The 17,322-nt window shown below is 67.0% G+C and carries 19 protein-coding genes, 1 other RNA gene and 1 pseudogene; 18 read left to right on the top strand and 3 right to left on the bottom strand.

The window, feature by feature from the left end; translation table 11 throughout:
- The first annotated feature begins 182 nt into the window (after window positions 1–182).
- The 9 genes from BLQ39_RS14815 to BLQ39_RS14850 all read left to right on the top strand — a co-directional run bounded on the left by BLQ39_RS14815 (window position 183) and on the right by BLQ39_RS14850 (window position 6,321).
- Window positions 183–1,415, top strand: a complete 1,233-nt coding sequence (locus tag BLQ39_RS14815; protein ID WP_092325176.1) for a TadA family conjugal transfer-associated ATPase — start codon at window positions 183–185, stop codon at window positions 1,413–1,415.
- Window positions 1,412–2,278, top strand: coding sequence for a type II secretion system F family protein (locus tag BLQ39_RS14820; protein ID WP_092325178.1), 867 nt, complete (start codon window positions 1,412–1,414; stop codon window positions 2,276–2,278). The genes BLQ39_RS14815 and BLQ39_RS14820 overlap by 4 nt, the downstream gene beginning before the upstream one ends.
- Entirely contained in the window at window positions 2,266–3,213 is a 948-nt protein-coding gene (locus BLQ39_RS14825; protein WP_256332774.1) for a type II secretion system F family protein, read from the top strand. The genes BLQ39_RS14820 and BLQ39_RS14825 overlap by 13 nt, the downstream gene beginning before the upstream one ends.
- 41 nt (window positions 3,214–3,254) lie before the next feature.
- On the top strand, window positions 3,255–3,431 hold the full coding sequence (locus tag BLQ39_RS15920; RefSeq protein ID WP_167738574.1) for a hypothetical protein: 177 nt from the start codon (window positions 3,255–3,257) through the stop codon (window positions 3,429–3,431).
- A gap of 13 nt (window positions 3,432–3,444) precedes the next feature.
- Window positions 3,445–3,855, top strand: a complete 411-nt coding sequence (locus BLQ39_RS14830; protein WP_241986996.1) for a TadE/TadG family type IV pilus assembly protein — start codon at window positions 3,445–3,447, stop codon at window positions 3,853–3,855.
- A 34-nt stretch (window positions 3,856–3,889) separates the two neighbouring features.
- On the top strand, window positions 3,890–4,345 hold the full coding sequence (locus BLQ39_RS14835; protein WP_092325180.1) for a hypothetical protein: 456 nt from the start codon (window positions 3,890–3,892) through the stop codon (window positions 4,343–4,345).
- Entirely contained in the window at window positions 4,342–4,794 is a 453-nt protein-coding gene (locus BLQ39_RS14840) for a pilus assembly protein TadG-related protein (protein ID WP_092325182.1), read from the top strand. The genes BLQ39_RS14835 and BLQ39_RS14840 overlap by 4 nt, the downstream gene beginning before the upstream one ends.
- A 277-nt stretch (window positions 4,795–5,071) precedes the next feature.
- On the top strand, window positions 5,072–5,341 hold the full coding sequence (locus BLQ39_RS14845) for a hypothetical protein (RefSeq protein ID WP_092325184.1): 270 nt from the start codon (window positions 5,072–5,074) through the stop codon (window positions 5,339–5,341).
- Window positions 5,342–5,436: 95 nt separating this feature from the next.
- Entirely contained in the window at window positions 5,437–6,321 is an 885-nt protein-coding gene (locus BLQ39_RS14850; protein ID WP_241982931.1) for an EamA family transporter, read from the top strand.
- Window positions 6,322–6,354: 33 nt separating this feature from the next.
- Here the strand turns inward: BLQ39_RS14850 and BLQ39_RS14855 are convergent, their stop codons facing one another.
- From BLQ39_RS14855 to BLQ39_RS14865, 3 genes are read right to left on the bottom strand one after another with little or no spacing between them, the layout of a single operon-like run.
- A complete protein-coding gene (locus BLQ39_RS14855; RefSeq protein WP_092325188.1) occupies window positions 6,355–7,011 on the bottom strand; it encodes a pentapeptide repeat-containing protein in 657 nt (218 codons plus the stop codon).
- 2 nt (window positions 7,012–7,013) lie between these two features.
- The gene (locus BLQ39_RS14860) at window positions 7,014–7,472 is read right to left on the bottom strand and encodes a nitroreductase family deazaflavin-dependent oxidoreductase (RefSeq protein ID WP_092325190.1); all 459 of its coding nucleotides are present in this window, start codon (window positions 7,470–7,472) and stop codon (window positions 7,014–7,016) included.
- A 40-nt stretch (window positions 7,473–7,512) separates the two neighbouring features.
- Window positions 7,513–8,781 carry an MFS transporter gene (locus BLQ39_RS14865; RefSeq protein WP_092325192.1) on the bottom strand — a complete coding sequence of 423 codons (1,269 nt, stop codon included), beginning with the start codon at window positions 8,779–8,781 and terminating at the stop codon, window positions 7,513–7,515.
- 85 nt (window positions 8,782–8,866) lie between these two features.
- On the opposite strand from BLQ39_RS14865, the gene prfB reads away from it, so the two are divergent.
- From prfB to BLQ39_RS14905, 9 genes and pseudogenes are all read left to right on the top strand, one after another.
- Window positions 8,867–9,976, top strand: a complete 1,110-nt coding sequence (gene prfB, locus BLQ39_RS14870) for a peptide chain release factor 2 (RefSeq protein WP_092325194.1) — start codon at window positions 8,867–8,869, stop codon at window positions 9,974–9,976.
- 83 nt (window positions 9,977–10,059) lie between these two features.
- Window positions 10,060–11,256, top strand: a complete 1,197-nt coding sequence (gene ftsE / locus BLQ39_RS14875) for a cell division ATP-binding protein FtsE (protein WP_092325196.1) — start codon at window positions 10,060–10,062, stop codon at window positions 11,254–11,256.
- Window positions 11,253–12,167: a permease-like cell division protein FtsX gene (gene ftsX / locus BLQ39_RS14880; protein ID WP_092325197.1), complete on the top strand. Its 915-nt coding sequence runs from the start codon at window positions 11,253–11,255 to the stop codon at window positions 12,165–12,167. The genes ftsE and ftsX overlap by 4 nt, the downstream gene beginning before the upstream one ends.
- A 76-nt stretch (window positions 12,168–12,243) precedes the next feature.
- Window positions 12,244–12,720: an SsrA-binding protein SmpB gene (gene smpB / locus BLQ39_RS14885; protein WP_092325198.1), complete on the top strand. Its 477-nt coding sequence runs from the start codon at window positions 12,244–12,246 to the stop codon at window positions 12,718–12,720.
- Between the two features lie 161 nt (window positions 12,721–12,881).
- Window positions 12,882–13,257: a transfer-messenger RNA gene (gene ssrA / locus BLQ39_RS14890) on the top strand.
- A 238-nt stretch (window positions 13,258–13,495) separates the two neighbouring features.
- Window positions 13,496–14,920 (top strand): tyrosine-type recombinase/integrase, encoded by a 1,425-nt coding sequence (locus tag BLQ39_RS14895; protein ID WP_167738573.1) that lies wholly within the window; start codon window positions 13,496–13,498, stop codon window positions 14,918–14,920.
- The gene (locus BLQ39_RS15700) at window positions 14,907–16,544 is read left to right on the top strand and encodes a hypothetical protein (protein WP_134575358.1); all 1,638 of its coding nucleotides are present in this window, start codon (window positions 14,907–14,909) and stop codon (window positions 16,542–16,544) included. Before BLQ39_RS14895 ends, BLQ39_RS15700 begins: the two co-directional genes overlap by 14 nt.
- A complete protein-coding gene (locus BLQ39_RS14900) occupies window positions 16,519–17,031 on the top strand; it encodes a hypothetical protein (protein ID WP_092325202.1) in 513 nt (170 codons plus the stop codon). The genes BLQ39_RS15700 and BLQ39_RS14900 overlap by 26 nt, the downstream gene beginning before the upstream one ends.
- Before the next feature lie 61 nt (window positions 17,032–17,092).
- A pseudogene (locus BLQ39_RS14905) lies at window positions 17,093–17,322 on the top strand (IS110 family RNA-guided transposase); the annotation flags it as partial.

Here is a 17,322-nt window from a genome sequence, read left to right on the forward strand (position 1 = left end):
CCCCCCGCTCCCCGCTGTCCCCTCCCAGCTGTCCCTGCTGAGTTGCGGAGAAACACCCTTCGTTGGGAAATTAAGGGTACTTTTTCCGCAACTCAACGTGAAACGACCCGAATGCAGACTGCGCCAGGGCCGGGCTGTGGATAAGTTCAACGGCCATTGCCGGGGTGGAGCATCATGCAGGGATGAGCGAGGCCGTGCGCATCATCACCGAGCAGGTACGGATGCGCGTGCGCAGGGAGGGCGTGGACCTCGCCTCCGACGGCGGCCTCGCCGAACAGTACGTCCGCGACGAACTGCAGCGCTACAGCGAGCGCGCCCTCGGCGGTTCGCTGCCGCTGATCGCCGACGAACGCCAGGCGGCGAGGGAGGTCGTCGCCTCCCTGACCGGCTTCGGCGCCCTGCAACCGTTCCTCGACGACCCCGGGATCGAGGAGATCTGGATCAACGGACCCAGCCAAGTTTTCATCGCCCGCGACGGTGTCTCCGAGCTCACCGGCATGGTGCTCACCGAGCGGGAGGTGCGCGACCTGGTCGAGCGGATGCTGCAGGCCTCCGGCCGCCGCGTGGACCTCTCCTCGCCTTTCGTTGATGCCTCCCTGCCCGACGGGTCGAGGCTGCACGTGGTCATCCCGGACATCACCCGGAAGCACTGGGCGGTCAACATCCGCAAGTTCACCCGGCGCATCCGCGACCTGAACCAGCTCGTCGGGCTGGGCTCGCTCACCCAGCAGGCGGCCGAGTTCCTGCGGATGTGCGTGCTCGCCGGGCAGAACATCCTGGTCTCGGGTGCCACGCAGACGGGCAAGACCACGATGCTGAACGCCCTGCTGTCGTCCACGAGGCCCGGCGAACGGATCGTGACGGTGGAGGAAACCTTCGAGCTGGACCTCTCGGCGCGGGACGTCGTGGCCATGCAGTGCCGTCAGCCGAGCCTCGAGGGGACGGGCGAGATCACCCTGCGGCGGCTGATCAAGGAGTCCCTCCGGATGCGACCCGACCGGCTCGTGGTCGGCGAGGTGCGCGAGGCCGAGAGCCTCGACCTGCTGATCGCCCTGAACAGCGGGCTTCCCGGCATGTGCTCGATCCACGCCAACAGCGCCAGGGACGCCCTCGCCAAGCTCTCGACGCTGCCGCTGCTGGCCGGCCGGAACATCGACTCGTCGTTCGTGCTGCCCACCGTGGCCGGCTGTATCGACATCGTCGTGCATTGCGAGATAGATCGCCACGGACGCCGACGGGTCACCGAGATCATCGCGCCGAGCGGGCAACTCGCCGGCCCGATGATCGAGGCCAGCCCGGTCTTCCTGGCCCTGACGGGAACCCTCGAGCCGACCGGCGGCTTCCCCACCAAGCTCGCCAAGTTCCGCGCGGCGGGCCTCGACCCGGCGCTCGTGCTCCGGCGGGGAGCGGCATGACGCTCGCACTGGGGTGCCTCCTGGCCGCGGGCCTGCTGCTCGTCGCCTCTCCGTTCCTCTGGCCCTCACGCGAGAGAGCCGCGGTCGCAGCCCGGGCAGGAGTTCAGACGCGGATGCGCTCCCGCCTCACGCAAGCCGGGTTCGGCGGGGTCCCGGTCTCGGTCTTCATCGCCGTTTCACTGGCCGTGGGACTCGCCTCCGCGGCGCTCGCGCAGGCGATGCTCGGAGTACAGGCGCTCGCCGCCGTGGCCGGACTGGCCGCGATGGTGTTCCCCTCGCTGCTCGTGTCCTGGCGCGCCCGCGCTCGCCGGAGGGCCAATCGCACAGTCTGGCCCGACGTGGTCGACCACCTGGTCTCCGCGGTCCGGTCCGGACTCGCCCTGCCCGACAGCGTGAGCAGCCTCGCGCAGTCCGGTCCGGCGGCCGGCCGCATCGCCTTCTCGACGTTCGAGCGCGAGTATCGCGCGACCGGAAACTTCGCACACTGCATCGACGAGCTCAAGGCGTCCCTCTCCGACCCCATCGCCGACCGCATCCTGGAGACCCTGCGCATGGCGAGGGACGTCGGCGGAAGCGACCTGACGATCGTGTTGCGCAGCCTCGCCGCCTGGCTCCGGCAGGATGCCGCCATCCGGTCGGAGGTCGAGGCCCGGCAGTCCTGGATCGTGAACTCGGCCAGGCTCGGCGTCGCCGCGCCGTGGATCGTGCTCCTACTGCTCGCCTCGCGCCCTGAGGCTGCCCTTGCGTACAACACACCGGCCGGCGGCATGGTGATCCTCGGCGGCCTGGTCGTCTCCGCCCTGGCCTACCGCGTCATGGTCAGGCTCGGGCGGCTCCCCGAGGAACGGCGGTGGTTCCGGTGAGCGCGACGCTGGCCTGGGGCGTGTTCTGCGGAACCGCACTCGGCGTCGGACTGTGGTCGCTGGTGAGCCTCGCGCCGAGGCTCAGCCGGCCGCGGCTCGCCAACAGGCTTGCGCCGTACCTGCTCGACCTCTCGCCCGAGGCGCGGGCGTTCGTCGGGCGCACCTCCGTCGATCCGATTCCCGTGCTCGGCACGCTATTCTCGCCGGGCTTCCATCGGCTCAGGGACGCGCTCTCGTCCCTCCTGGGCGGGGCCGAGACGACCCAGCGGCGGCTCCGCCAATCGGGTTCGGCCTGGAGCGTCGACCGGTTCCGCTCCGACCAACTCGTGTGGGCGATCGTGTCCCTCGCCGGGGGCGCCGTGGCCGTGCTGGCGGTGCCCGCGTTCCGCACGATGCCCCTGGCCGCCCAGGTCGTGCTCCCGGTCATAGCCGGGGTGTGCGCGGCGCTCGTCCGCGACCAGCTCCTGCGCCGCGCCGCCACCGTGCGGCTGTCGCGCATGAAAAGCGAGCTGCCCACGATCCTCGAGTTCCTCACCCTGTCGCTGTCGGCGGGCGAGGGGATCCTCGATGCGCTGCGGCGGGTGTCCGGCACGAGTTCGGGGGAGCTGTCCCGTGAACTAGCCACGGTCGTGGCCGACGTGCACGCCGGCGTTCCCCTCGCCTCCGCCCTGCACACCCTGTCCCGCCAGGTGCAGGTGCCCGCGCTCACCCGTTTCGTCGACCAGGTCACCGGGGCCCTGGACCGAGGGTCGCCGCTGGCCGAGGTGCTGCGCGCCCAGGCGCAGGATGCCAGGGAAGAGGCCAAGCGCGACCTGCTCGAGGTGGCCGGAAAGAAGGAAGTGGCCATGCTGGTTCCGGTCGTCTTCCTCATCCTTCCGCTGACCATCCTGTTCGCCGTCTTCCCCGGCTTTGTCGCGCTGCAGGCTGGCTTCTGAAAGTCGTATCCGAGCAACCCCACCCAGGAAAGTTGGAGACCATGACAGGGCTGAGAATGCGCATCCTGAACCGCTGGCGGGACGAGACCGGGGATGTGCCCGGCTGGGTGCTGATCACCCTGATGACGGCCGGGCTGGTCGTGCTCCTCTGGGGTCTCGCCGGCCCTGCGCTGAGCGGCGTCTTCGAGCAGGCGATCAACCGGGTCGCCGGGTTCTGACCAGGCGCGTGTCGTGTCCGCACCCTGGTTGCGCGCCCGGCCGGCGATCACGGCGGAGGCCGGTTCCGCGGTCGCCGAGTTCGTGATGGTCGTCTCGCTGCTCACCGTGCTGACCCTGTCGGTGATGCAGCTCGCGCTCGCGCTGCACATCCGGAACACGGTTCAGGATGCGGCGGCCGAGGGAGCGCGGTTCGCGGCACTGGCCGACAGCGGTCCGGCCGAGGGTGCCGAACGCACCAGGGACCTGATCACGACCGCCCTCGGCCCGTCGTACGCGCGCCACGTCGAGGCCGGCTACGGCGTGTTCGCCGGGCATCGGAGCGCGGAGGTGCGGGTCGTGGCCCCGCTTCCGCTGCTCGGGCTGATCGGGCCCGATCGCGGGCTGGAGGTGGTCGGCCGTGCGGCCGTCGAGTCGCCCGGCTAGGCGCGCCGGGCGGCCCGGCCCGAGGCCCGGCCGTGTGCCCGGTGCGCGGTTCGGCGCTGATCCCGAGGCCGGGTCCGCATCGCTGGAGTTCATCACGGCCGGACTGATCCTGCTCGTTCCCCTCGTCTACCTGGTGCTGGCCCTGTCGGCGGTGCAGGCCGGGACGCTGGCTGTCGAGGGCGCAGCCCGGCAGGCCGCCCGCGTCTACGTGCAGGCTCCCGACGAGGCCCAGGCCACCGTCCGCGCAGAGCGCGCGGTCGAGTTCGGGCTCGCCGACTACGGCATCCCGACCGAATCCGCCGCCGTCCGGATCCGGTGTGCGCCGGCGCCGGGAACCTGCCTGACGCGGCAGGGCCGCGTCGTCGTCACCGTCGGCGTCGTAGTGGCCCTGCCCTTCGTCCCTGACCTCCTGTCGCTCGGAAGGCCCGCCGGTATCCTCGTCCAGTCCTCGGCCACCCAGACCGTGTCGCGATTCCGGGGCTCGGGATGACCCGTCGCGGCGGGCGCCCCACCCTCCCGGCCGAGGACGGGTCGACGCTCATCCTGACCATCTTCTACTGCTGCGTCTCGTTGGTGCTGATCCTCGGCGTCGCCGCCGCGACATCCCTCTACCTCGAGCGTAAGAAGCTTTTCACCCTCGCGGACGGGGCCGCGCTGGCCGGCGCCGAGGCCTTCCCGCTGGACGCGGTCAGGATCACCGCGGCGGGGGTGAGGCCGGAGCTCCGGTCGGCAGATGTGGCAGATGCGGTCCGGGACTACCTTGCATCGGCGCCGCACGCCGAATTCGACGGCTTGCGGGTGAGCCGTGCGCTGTCGGTCGACGGGCAGAGCGCGACGGTCTCGCTCAGCGCATACTGGCGGCCCCCGGTGCTCGCCCTGCTCCTTCCGGCGGGCATCCCGCTGGAGGTGACCGCGGTTGCCCGTTCGGTGTTCGGTTAGGGATTCCCTTCCCCGCGGGGCCCGTGTTTCGTCACGTCGTACAAATCCTCAGGTTCGCCGTGTATGTTACACAGAATCCAAATTTGCGAACGAGCTTCCTGTTCCTGGGGAAGCTCCTCGCGTGTGTCCGGCAGGTGCCCGCCTGGACATTCCGACGGGTTCTCCCGGGCCTTCATCGCCCGGGGCCGACGCCGTTGTCCCATCCGGTGCTGTCGCCACCGAGGTGTCTTGATCCCCTCCGCGCCAACAAACCTCTCCCGCGATTGAACCGTGCCCCATGGATTCCTTGCTTGACTCCGATACCGTTTCCCTGCTCGACTTTGACTCTGAACTGCCCTGCGAGGGCGCGCACCACCTGCGTGGCCTGAGCGGACACGACCCCGACCTCGCCGGCTCATTCATGGTGATCTCACCGTGCTGCGGCCCGAAGGTGGTGCAGTGTTCCCCCCGGGTCACCGCCATGCAGAGCGCCGGCGTGCTCTACTGCGGCGCGTGCGAGCACGAGCACCTGACCAGCGACTACAGCTTCATTCCCTTCGACGCCTAAGGCCGCGTCTCCTCGGCCGGGCCGGCTGCGCCGGTCCGGTGCTCCCAACCGGTAATCTCGGTAGCGCGCCTCCCTCGGTGCCGACGAGGAGCACTGTGACTGAGAAGCGCGACCGGATGATCGGTGCCGGCACACAGCTCGTCACCGAAGTGAGCATCAATTTCGGGTCGTCCCTCGCCGGGCTCCTGATCCCGGTCGTGGGCTCGCCGGTCGTTGTCGCGGCCCGGCAGCTCGTCATGGCCTGCACGGTCCTGCCCTTCTACCGTCCCAAACTCGCCACCCTGACCTGGCGCCGGCTGTGGCCGGCCCTGATGCTCGGCGTCGTGCTCGCCGTGATGAACCTGTCGTTCTACCAGGCCGTCGACATTCTCGGGCTCGGAATCGCGGCCACCATCGAGTTCCTCGGGCCGTTCGGGCTCGCGCTGGCCGCCTCACGGCGGCTCCTCGACTTCGTTTTTGCAGCGGCAGCGGCGGCCGGGGTCTTCCTCCTCACCTGGACCGACGGAACCCTCGACCCGCTCGGCATCGCGTTCGGCCTGACCGCCGCCGCCTCGTGGGCGGCGTACATCCTGCTCACCCGCCGCGTGGCAACCGCCTTCCCCGGCCTCGAGGGCATCTCGGTGGCCAGCATCGTCAGCCTGGCCCTGCTGGTTCCCCTTGCCCTGATCACCGTCGACTGGGCACTCCTGGACTGGCGGATCCTCGGGCTGCTGCTCGCGGTCGGCGCCCTGTCGTCGGCCTTCCCGTATACGGTCGACACCTTCATCCTGCGGAGGATTACCCCGCGCCTCTACGCGATCATCACCAGCTTCGGCCCGGTCATCGCCGCGGTGTTCGGTTTCCTCGTGCTGGGGGAGACGTTCACAGCCCTGCAGCAGGTCGCCATCCTCGTCGTCTGCGTCGCGGCGGGCGCAGCAATCGCGACCCAGCGCGAGCGGCCCAGGTCCGACCTGGAGCTCACCGCGGGCGCGATCCCCTAAGGCACTTCTCACGGGGCGCGGACGCCGACCGGGCTACTCGACGCGGATGCCGAGATGCGCCGCGAGCAGGGGAGCCAGCAGGCTGAGCTGGGAGTCGTCGATCACGGCACCGCGGAGGCCTTCGAGGCCGTGGATCGCGCCGAAATCGCTCGATCGCAGGTCGACGTCTTTCAGCCTGGCGTTGCCGACGTCGAGGGTGCCGATGCGGCAGCCCCGCAGTTCCAGGCGTTGCACGGTGGCGCTGCCCAGGTCGAGTTCCTCGATGATGCAGTTGGAGATCAACACATCGGTGAGAACGGCGTTGCGCAGGTTGACGAAGTCGAGCTTCGAACCGTCGATCTGCACCGAGCGCATGGTGGCCTCGTAGACCTCGACGGAACCCAAACGGGAACGCTCAATCCGAACGTCGCGCCAGGTCGAACGCGGGGCGCTGAACACGGCGGCGTTCAGGTCGGCGGCCACGCAGTCCGACAGCGAGGCGCCGCGCAGTTTCGCGGCATCGAGCGAGACGGCCCGAAGCTCGCACTCGCGAAAAGTGATCCCGGTGAGGTCCCGGCCGGCCAGGTCGATCCCGTCAAAACGTTCGCCGTCGCGGCTGTCGCCGGGGCGCAGCAGAGCACCATCGTTCTCGGTCAGGTCGATCAGCGTGATCGGGTCGATCCGGGGGCTGGGCAGCTGCGGACGAGCCACCGCTACGCTCCGGCGCTCGATTCGGGGGCGACCGGCTCGAGCACGAAGACGGGGATGTCCCGCTCGGTCTTCTCCTGGTAGCCGGCGTAGTCGGGGAAGGCCGCGACGGCACGGGCCCACCACTCGGCCTTCTCGGCGCCGGACACCTCACGGGCGAGCATGTCCCATTTGTGCTCGCCATCCTGGAGTTCCACCACGGGGTGGGCGAGCACGTTGGCGTGCCAGACGGGGTTCTTCGGGCTGCCGCCCAGGGAAGCGACGGCGGCGTAGCGGCCCTCGTGTTCGACCCGCATGAGCGCTGCCTTGCGCAGTTTGCCGGATTTCGCGCCGAGCGTGGTCAGCACGATCACGGGCATCCCGCGCAGGGTCGTCCCCTCGGTGCCGCCGGACCGTTCGTACAGCTCGACCTGGTCGCGCACCCATGTCGTCGGCGTGGGCTCGTATTCTCCGTGAAGGGGCATGACTCCATCCAACACCCCCGCGGCGCCCGACCACGCACGCTCAGGCGCTCGGGCGGCCCCGGCGCGGAAGGTACCGCGGGATGTACCGGCCGAGCAGCACGGCCCCGAACAGCCCGAACACGCCCATCACGGCGCTCGCCAGTGACAGGGAGGCGACGGCAGTCAGGCCGGCCACGGCCAGCGGGGCGGCGGCGCTGCCGAAGTCGCCCGTGAACCGCCAGGCCCCCAGGAACGGGGCCGGCCTGGCCTTCGGTGCCAGGTCGGCGCCCAGGGTCATCAGGATGCCGCTCCCGATCCCGTTCGCGAGCGAGAGGAACATCGCGACCCCGATGAACCACTCGACGTTGCTCGGCAAGTCGTGGGTGAACGCGAGCATGATGTGGCCGACCCCCAGCCCGATCATCGACGGGAGGGCGGTCCAGATGCGTCCGAACCGATCCATGACCTGGCCGCTGACGTAGAACAGGGCGAAGTCGATGCCCCCGGCGATGCCGATGATGAGGGCGATGTCGGGTTCGCTGATCCCGATGCTGACGGCCCAGAGCGGCAGGATGACCGTGCGGCTGGCCCGCATGCCGCCGACCAGGCCGGCTCCGGTGCCGAGCCGCGCGAGCACCCCGCGGTTGTTCCAGATGGTCCGGAAGAGGCCGGTTGACTCCTGTGCGGCCAGCTCCTCGCCCGCGGTGTGCACCGAGCCGTCCGCCGCGACCGCGGCCTCGGGAGGCCCGAACGTGCTGACCGGGTCGGGCAGCAGGAGCAGCATGCCGGCCGCCGCCAGGCAGCAGACGATGAAGACCCAGAACACCGCCACCGTGCTGCCGGTGAGGTGGATCAGGCCGGCCGAGATGAACGGCCCGATGAACCACCCGGCGCGGAAGATCCCGCCCAGGGTCGAGAGCGCCCGCGCGCGGTAGGCGATCGGGACGTAGCTGGTCATGAACGCGTGGCGGGCGAGCGCGAAGACGGCGGTGGCGATCCCGACGAGGAAGATGCCCACGCCGAGGACGAGGGGATTGGGGGCGGCCACGCAGATGAGCACGGCGATGATCGTCAGCATCGACGCCCAGATCATCGAATTGCGTTCGCCGATCCGGGAGACCACCCAGCCGGCCGGGATGTCGCCGACGAGTTCGCCCACCATGACCATCGCGGCGATGAAACCGGCCACGGCGAGCGAGGCGCCGAGGTTGTTCGCCACGATCGGGATCAGCGGGATGATCGCGCCCTCGCCGATGGAGAAGAGCAGGGTCGGCAGGAAGGCCGCGAGTGCGACGGAGCGCAGGCTGAAGGGGCGCTCTGCGTTGCTCATCGCCTCCGATGCTACGCCAGCCTGAGCGAGCGCTGCTCACGCGCCGAGCACGCTTCGAGGCAGGCCCGGTAGGCTGGGCTCCGACATGATTGACCTGGACATTTCGGAGCAGATCGCCGCACTGCGGGCCACGTTTGGCGACATCCGGGCGGTGGTCGACGTTGATCGGCTGCGCACCGACATCGCCGAGCTCAGCGACCGGGCCGGTGAGCCGGACCTGTGGGACGACACCGAGCGCGCCCAGGAGGTCACCAGCGCCCTCAGCCACCGCCAGTCCGAACTCGCGCGGATCGAGAGCATCGAGTCGCGGCTCGACGACCTGGAAGTCCTGGTGGAGCTCGCCCACGGCGAAGACGACCAAGAGTCGGCCGACGAGGCCCTCTTGGAACTCGCCGGCCTGCAGAAGGTGCTCGGCGAACTCGAGGTGCACACGCTGCTGAACGGCGAGTTCGATGAACGACCCGCGGTGGTCACGATCCGGTCCGGTGCAGGCGGGGTCGACGCGGCGGACTTCGCCGAGATGCTGCTGCGGATGTACATGCGCTGGGCCGAGCAGCACAACTACGCGGTCAAGGTGCTCGACGTGGGCTACGCCGAGGAAGCCGGCATCAAGTCGGCCACCTTCGAGGTGGACGCGCCCTACGCGTTCGGAACGCTCAGCGTCGAAGCCGGCACCCACCGGCTGGTGCGGATGAGCCCGTTCAACTCGGCCGGCAAGCGGCAGACGTCGTTCGCCGCGGTCGAGGTCGTGCCCCTGATCGAGCAGACGGAGTCGGTGGAGATCCCCGACAACGACATCCGCGTCGACGTCTTCCGGTCGAGCGGTCCCGGCGGCCAATCGGTGAACACGACCGACTCCGCGGTGCGCATCACCCACCTCCCGACCGGCACCGTCGTGAGCTGCCAGAACGAAAAAAGCCAGATCCAGAACCGCGCCGCCGCCATGCGGGTGTTGCAGTCGCGGTTGCTCCTCATCCAGCGGGAGCAGGAAGCGGCCACCAAGAAGGAATTCGCGGGAGTCATCACGGCGAGCTGGGGCGACCAGATGCGCAGCTACGTGCTCGCGCCGTACCAGATGGTCAAGGACCTGCGCACGAACTACGAGGTCAACAACCCGAGCCAGGTTTTCGACGGCGACCTCGACGGTTTCATCGCCGCCGGCATCCGCTGGCGCAAGCAGGCTCCGCAGGATTGAGGCGGGCCCGTGGGGGAGCGCAGTCGCCGCTTAGGTATGTCGCAGTCGCATAATCCCGGATGCGTGCTTAGGCTCACAAGGACATGATTCGCTTTGACCACATCACCAAGAAGTATCCAGGGACCACCCGCCCTGCCCTGAACTCCATCGACCTGGAGGTTCTGCGCGGGGAGTTCGTCTTCCTCGTCGGCGCGTCCGGCTCGGGTAAGTCCAGCTGTCTGCGGCTCATGCTCAAGGAAGAGAAGCCCACCAGCGGCAGCATCCACGTGCTCGGCCAGGACTTGCGGTCGATCTCCAACCGCAAGGTGCCGTACTTCCGCCGCAACCTCGGCGTCGTCTTCCAGGACTTCCGCCTGCTGCCGAACAAGACCGTCTACGAGAACGTCGCGTTCAGCCTCCAGGTCATCGGCAAGTCCCGCGGGTTCATCCAGGAAGCCGTGCCGGACACGCTGAAGATGGTCGGACTCGCCGAGAAGGCGCAGCGCCTGCCGCACGAACTCTCCGGCGGTGAGCAGCAGCGCGTCGCGATCGCGCGCGCCATCGTGAACAAGCCCCAGATCCTGCTGGCCGATGAGCCCACCGGAAACCTCGACCCGACCACGAGCGCCGGCATCATGGCCCTCCTGGCCAGCATCAACGCGGGCGGCACGACCGTGGTCATGGCCACGCACGAAGCCGGCATTGTCGACCAGATGCAGCGCCGCGTGATCGAGCTCGCCGGCGGAGAAATCATGCGCGATGAGCGCCAGGGCGGTTACGGAGCGACGGCCGCGATCCCGACGGTCACCGCCGCGACGTCGCCCGTCCCTGCTTCCGTGCCCGCCGCCGGCGCGGTCGCCGTCCCCGTCGCGGTGCCCGCATCGGAGGTCCCTCGCGAGTCCATCCGCCTGGCGGAGCAGCCGCGCCCGGGCGACGCGCCCACCCCGTCCCAGCCCCTGACCTTCCCTCCCGCCGCGGTACCGCGCCCGGATCCCGCCCGCGTTGCCGCGGCCCACGAGCCGGCGACCATCGCCGCGACGGCGCGAGACACCGGGATGCCCGTTCCGCACGTCGATCCGAAGCCCGGGTCAGGCGACGCTGAGGCAGGCGACGCTGAGGCAGGCGACGCCCAGGCAGGCGACGCCGAGGCAGGCGACACCGGCGCGATGACCAGACCGGTGCTGCCGGTGACCCAGCACGACGCTCCGGAGCAGCTCACGCTCGCCGAGAAGCTCGGGTTGCGAGCCCCGGGGGAGAAACCCGATCCGACCGGCGAGCAGAATGTGGGGCCGACCCGATGAGGCTCGCCCTGGTGCTCTCCGAAGCCGCCCACGGCCTGCGACGGAACGCCTCGATGGTCGTGTCCGTTGTGCTCGTGACCTTCATCTCGCTCACCTTCGTGGGCGCCGCGATCCTCATGCAGATGCAAATCGGCCAGATGAAGAACTTCTGGTACGAGAAGGCCCAGGTCGGCATCTACATGTGCACGGCCATCTCGCCCGGCGAGACCTGCACCGCGGGAGAGGCGACGGACGAGCAGATCGACGCCGTCACGGCGCAGCTCGAGTCGCCCACCCTGTCGCCGTTCGTCGACAAGTACTATTTCGAGACCCACGAACAGGCCTTCGAGAACTTCAAGAAGCAGTTCGCGGGCAACCCGGTGGCCGACTACGTCACGCCCGACCAGCTCAACCAGACCTTCTGGGTCAACCTGAAGGACCCGGCCCAGTCCGACGTTCTGGTGGAGAGCCTCTCCGGCGTCGCCGGTGTCGAGAACGTTGCGGACCAGCGCAAGTACCTGGACCAGATCTTCTCCGTGCTCAACGTGGCCAGCTACACGGCGATCGGGATCGCCGCGCTCATGCTGGTGGCGGCGGCGCTCCTGATTGCCACGACCATCCGTCTCTCCGCCTTCTCTCGTCGGCGCGAACTCGGAATCATGCGCCTGGTCGGCGCCTCCAACCGGTTCATCCAAACCCCGTTCATCCTGGAGGGCGTCTTCGCCGCCCTGCTCGGTTCGCTGCTGGCCGGCGGCGCGATCGTGGCGATTGTGAATTGGTTCGTGCAGGGCTACCTGGGCGCACGGCTGACGGGCTTCTCGCTCGTCGGGATCGACGATGCGCTGGTGGTGCTGCCGATCCTGCTTGTGGTCGGCGCGGTACTGGCCGCGTTCTCGGCGAACTTCGCCATCACCCGTTACCTCAAGGTCTGATCCCGCTCACGCGCTAGACTGATGGGCTGCCGGGCGTCCTGCCCGGCACACACGCATCACAATTCGAGGAGTAGCCGTGCCCAGGGAAAGTGGCGAGAAGGTCGTAGCGACCAACCGCAAGGCACGCCACGACTACCTCATCGAGGACACCTTCGAGGCCGGGATGGTGCTCAGCGGCACCGAGGTGAAGTCGCTGCGCGCGGGCCGGGCCTCGCTCGTCGACGGCTACGCGTTCATCGAGTCGGGTGAAGCCTGGCTCGACGCCGTGCACATTCCCGAATACACCGGCGGCAGTTGGACGAACCACCCGCCCCGGCGCAAGCGCAAGCTCCTCCTGCACAAGCAGGAGATCATCAAGATCAGCCACAAGACGAAAGAGGGCGGCTACACCCTCATCCCGCTCAAAATCTACTTCAAGGATGGCCGGGCGAAGGTCGAGATCGCCGTCGCCAAGGGCAAGAAGGAATACGACAAGCGGCAGGCCCTGCGAGAACGCCAGGACAAGCGCGAGTCCGACCGGGCCATTTCCGCCCGCAGGAACCTGGGCGACTGACTTCTCCGCGGGGGAGCGGAAATAGATCCGCACACACTTGTGTTGTACAGTGAAGGTCGCATCCGGGCCGAAAGGTTCCGGGTTCGAATTTGGAAACTCAACAGCGTGTGACAGTCACCCACTCCCGTGCCGACGGCCAGCCGACGGAACAGGGGAACCATGGGGATGATCGGTTTCGACATTGTTTGCGCAATTGTGAGAAGCGGGTCGAGGATGCAGGGTTATCTCGTAAACGATCTCTGCAAAACAATAAGTGCCAATTCAAAGCGCACTGACTTCGCTCTCGCTGCCTAAGCGAAAGCACTAACGAAGTCCGCCAGACCGGGAATGCTCTCTACCCGGATCCTGACGCCATTTAGAGAGATTGCTTCTACATTGAGCCGCGGGGTGTAGAGGGACTTAAACGAGGGCTGGGCTCGTCGGAATAGATGCCAGTGGCAAATTCCGGGGCCGAGTAAAACGACTTCACTGGATACACCCGTAGAAGGCATATGACCACAGCAGTGGACCGGGGTTCAATTCCCCGCATCTCCACAGGAGCAAGCGAAGAAGTGTCTCATGACATTTCTGGTGTCCTTTAGGAACACCGTGGCTTGTTCGTATCATTTGGGAGCTCCGAGAGGAGTCTTCCGATGGGGCGGCTGTCACGCACTGCTGAATTCCAGAATGAGGCCACCCATCGGGTGGCCTCATTCTTTTTCTGTGGGCAGCTGGACTGTCGGTGGGCTCCACTAATGTGGGGCCTCACTAAGGAGGTCCCATCCGAATCGCCGTCGTGAACCGTGACAGCCACACTCAATCCGTCCCATTACCCGACGGACGCCAGCTCAGCTGGGCAGAAATCGTGCGCGCCCTTAACACTGCGGACATCCCAGACGGAACGCCTTACCTCATCGACGACGACGGGGATCTGACCTTCGTCAGCCGGGTCAATGCCTATCTACTCGAAGCGACCAGGCAACGTGCCTACGCCGGCACCAGTCTGCGACAATCCCACGCTCCCACCCTCCGCAGGCTTCTGCTCTTCGTCAGAGAGATCCGCGGCCGGGTCGACCTCACCGCCACCCAACGGTCAGACCTCATCGCCTACAAAGAGAAGCGCAAACTCCAGCTCAGCCCCGGCAGCTGGAACGGCGAACTCTCCAACATCGCGAACTTCTTCGACTACGCCGTCAAAGCGGGCTGGATCCCCAGCAACCCCATCCCCAGGTGGGGCACGCGGGAACGGAACACGCTCGCCGATCGCGTCAACACGTACCGGCGAGAGCGATTTCTAACCGAGGCCCAGCTGCGTTTCTTCCTCGAAGCGGGCCTCCGCGGAGACCAGCCAGCCGACCCCGAGCTTCGACCCCGCTATGCGGAGCGCGATTATCTCACCGGTCTGTTCCTTGTCTCCACCGGACTCAGACGCGCCGAAGCGCGCCTCGTACTCGACTGCGAAGTCCCGGACGCCACGACCATGCACCCCACCGGCGTACACACCTTCAAGCGCACCGGCAAAGGCGGCGTCGAACGCGAAATCTGGATCACCGACGCACTCGTCGACACGGTCGACCTCTACCGCGCCACCGACAGAAACACCATCATCGAGAACGCCCAAGCCCGACTCCGCAAAAGCAAACGCGCCGGCGAACTTCTCATCGTCGACCAGACGGAGGACTCCCGCGGCAGACCCCTGCTCGTCATCGACGGCCTCCGCTGCCAACCGGAACGTCTGAGCGACACGCAACGCCAAAACGCCGTCTCCATACAGCCAGACGGCCGAATCACCCCGCTCGCCCTATTCGTCGTCGAAGGCGGACTTCCCCCGGCGATGCGCACCATCAACAACGTCTTTCTGGCGGCGGGTCAACGTCTGGCGAACTTGGATCACCCGGACCTGCCGCCCAGCCACATAGACGTCACGCCACACGTCATGCGGCACACCTTCGCGGTGCGAATGCTCGCCGGCCTCATGCGTAAAGGACGGGAAACCCACGACAACCCCTGGCACCTGCTCGCCTCACCCGAGATAACGATCCAGCAGCTTCTCGGCCACGCCGACATCAGCACCACCATCAACATCTATTTGTACGCAGCCGAACGCTACAACGACGCCCTCCCCGAAGCGCTGCGAGAAGCCGTGGCACGAAGCATCGGCCGCCCCGGAGGCCGCGCCCCACTCAACGCACCCGAATCGGACGACAATGACCCACGTTAACGCGCCGATCACGGTTGAACTGAAGAGCTACGGCCAGACATTTCGCCACACCATCGATCCGAACGATTTCGTGGCGCCTGCGCTGATGGCTCAGCTGGCAATCGCCTGGAAGGAGATCTCTCGAGAAGTCCCAAGTGCGACGAATGAGTTGTGTCAGGCGGTTCGTGGTTTCGGCCGTCACCTGGGCGAGCAACCGTTTGACTTGGGCACGTTGTCGAGCTTTCGCCTTGGCGCCCTGCGAGTCCGCCACCTCAATGCATGGGAGATGGATCTTTTCGCGAGGCAATCCGTCGAGCAGACGGACACTCGGTATCGCCACGCCGTTTACCTGTTCTCGCTCCTCCGTCGAATCGAGGACGATAACCCTGGAACACTCGATGCAGCGGTTGCGGACCGCGTCAGACGGCAGACCCGGCTGTCTCACATTCGACGTGAAGGAGACCCGGACCACTCCGACAACGAAGTGCGGCGCATTCGAAGTGCTGCACACAGGCTCGTCCACCAGGCTCTCCACGACCGCATCACCGACCCCGACTACCTTCCGAGACCCGACGTCATGGTTGCCCTGCATGTGCTCCTGTCGCTGGCAACCGGCGAGCCCCCAGAAGTCATCCGATCCATTACAATCGACCACATCATCGGCACGCCCATCGACGGGCATCGTGCAAGAAAACCACGCAAGAATGGCGGAGAGCTCGCCCGACTCGTCGAGATTCAGGCCGTGCAGTCCTACGCGGTAACGCTGACCAAGAATCGTTCAGGCCTTCGATACGAAGAAATATACGACCGCAATCTCGACCGGGCCGCCCACCGGACGCTTACCGCAATCCTGACTCTCACTGCCCACGCTCGGACGCTCACAGCCGAGCGAAGCCTGTGGATTGTCGCAGCAGGCAGCGGTGTCAAACAACTGCCATGGAATAGCGCTAGCGGCAACCTGGGGAAGTGGTACGGAGAGCACGTTCTTGGTTCGGCAGTATTGCGGCCCCATAAATACGCGCGACTACGCAAGGTGGTCCTCCGCAGAGAACAGATAGCGAATCCCACTCGATATCTGCGCGACGGGCGAAGGCACACCACCCGCACGCTGTTCGATCACTACACCAATAGCGCCGTTCTGCGCGCGGAGGCAGGGAAGCTAGTCGTCGAAGCGATCAGCGATTATTTCAACGCCGCCGTTGGACCCACCGTGATCACGCCCGACGCTGAAGCAATGATCCGTGCCGGACACCCCGTCGAGATACTTGATCCCGGCACAGCACTGTCACTATTCGGGGGAGAGCTTGACGGAGCACTCGCGGCCTGCCGCAACCCGGTCGATTCGCCATACGCCCCGCCAGGACACACGTGTCCCTCATCTCAAAGTGGTCAATGCTTCACCTGTCCCAACGCCATCATCACCCAGGAGCACCTGCCCGCCCTCATCCTCCTCGACGAAATCAGCGATCCGGAAAACGCAGCGGACGCGACGATTTGGCGTCAGGTCTGGGAACCGATACACCGATCCACCCGACGCATACTGCCGATGTTTCCAGCAAGCGCCGTACGAGACGCGGCCAGTCGAACGGGAGCCGTTCCAGTAGAACTCGGAATACGCAATGATCAGCGAGGAATCGATGAATAGAAGCCTGGCGAACGACCTCGCGAATCAAGACGGCCATTTTTTCTCGTCGGTGGACTACGTGCACGAGGCCCTGCCACTGGGATCGAGATTCGCCGATCCTATTTGGGATTTCAGCGAACTTGCACGGATGTCTCAGGGCTCCAAAGTCCTACATATCGCGAAGATTCCCGGCGAGTACGGTGTGACCACTCGGCATTTGCTGATGGTTCAGGGGCGCCCCACACACCCAGTCGTCCTGGAAAGCGGGATCATCGTATCCGCAAAGCCAGCACCCTTCGCGTCAATGATGGACCGGGCATACCTGATGAGAATGCTGGCGCGGTGGGGTACGGCCCGGAATCTCGACCGGTTTTCCGCATGGACCCAGAACGATTTGGATGATCTTCTGGCTGATCTCCGCGCGGGAAGCCATCGACCGGGCGGTAAGGCGGTCGGTGCGACGACTAGACGCTATGGGGTATTGAGCTGGGGCCTCCCGATCGCATAGACCGTGGGTTGCGGGCCGGGTGTGTCTGGCTCGTAGTGCCACATATGTGAGGGAGGCCCCAGTGGTTATCGAGCGTACGAGTGTTGGATTGGATGTGCACGCGCGGAGCGTGGTCGCGGCCGCGATCGACGAAGTCTCGGGCGAGTTGACGCAGCGTCGTCTGGGCGCGAGCGTCGAGGAGGTCGTGGCGTGGGTGACGGGGTTGCCGGGCCCGGTGGCGGCGACGTATGAAGCCGGCCCGACGGGGTTCGGGCTGGCGCGGGCGTTGCGGGCGGCGGGGGTGCGGTGCGA

Source organism: Cryobacterium psychrotolerans (assembly GCF_900101115.1).
GTDB lineage: Bacteria > Actinomycetota > Actinomycetes > Actinomycetales > Microbacteriaceae > Cryobacterium > Cryobacterium psychrotolerans.

Bases quoted from the DNA above. Each gene is read 5' to 3' on its own strand.
- BLQ39_RS14815 (WP_092325176.1), top strand. From the start codon at position 183: ATGAGCGAGGCCGTGCGCATCATCACCGAGCAGGTACGGATGCGCGTG.
- BLQ39_RS14820 (WP_092325178.1), top strand. From the start codon at position 1,412: ATGACGCTCGCACTGGGGTGCCTCCTGGCCGCGGGCCTGCTGCTCGTC.
- BLQ39_RS15920 (WP_167738574.1), top strand. From the start codon at position 3,255: ATGACAGGGCTGAGAATGCGCATCCTGAACCGCTGGCGGGACGAGACC.
- BLQ39_RS14840 (WP_092325182.1), top strand. From the start codon at position 4,342: ATGACCCGTCGCGGCGGGCGCCCCACCCTCCCGGCCGAGGACGGGTCG.
- BLQ39_RS14845 (WP_092325184.1), top strand. From the start codon at position 5,072: ATGGATTCCTTGCTTGACTCCGATACCGTTTCCCTGCTCGACTTTGAC.
- BLQ39_RS14860 (WP_092325190.1), bottom strand. From the start codon at position 7,472: ATGCCCCTTCACGGAGAATACGAGCCCACGCCGACGACATGGGTGCGC.
- BLQ39_RS14865 (WP_092325192.1), bottom strand. From the start codon at position 8,781: ATGAGCAACGCAGAGCGCCCCTTCAGCCTGCGCTCCGTCGCACTCGCG.
- prfB (WP_092325194.1), top strand. From the start codon at position 8,867: ATGATTGACCTGGACATTTCGGAGCAGATCGCCGCACTGCGGGCCACG.
- ftsE (WP_092325196.1), top strand. From the start codon at position 10,060: ATGATTCGCTTTGACCACATCACCAAGAAGTATCCAGGGACCACCCGC.
- ftsX (WP_092325197.1), top strand. From the start codon at position 11,253: ATGAGGCTCGCCCTGGTGCTCTCCGAAGCCGCCCACGGCCTGCGACGG.
- BLQ39_RS15700 (WP_134575358.1), top strand. From the start codon at position 14,907: ATGACCCACGTTAACGCGCCGATCACGGTTGAACTGAAGAGCTACGGC.
- BLQ39_RS14900 (WP_092325202.1), top strand. From the start codon at position 16,519: ATGATCAGCGAGGAATCGATGAATAGAAGCCTGGCGAACGACCTCGCG.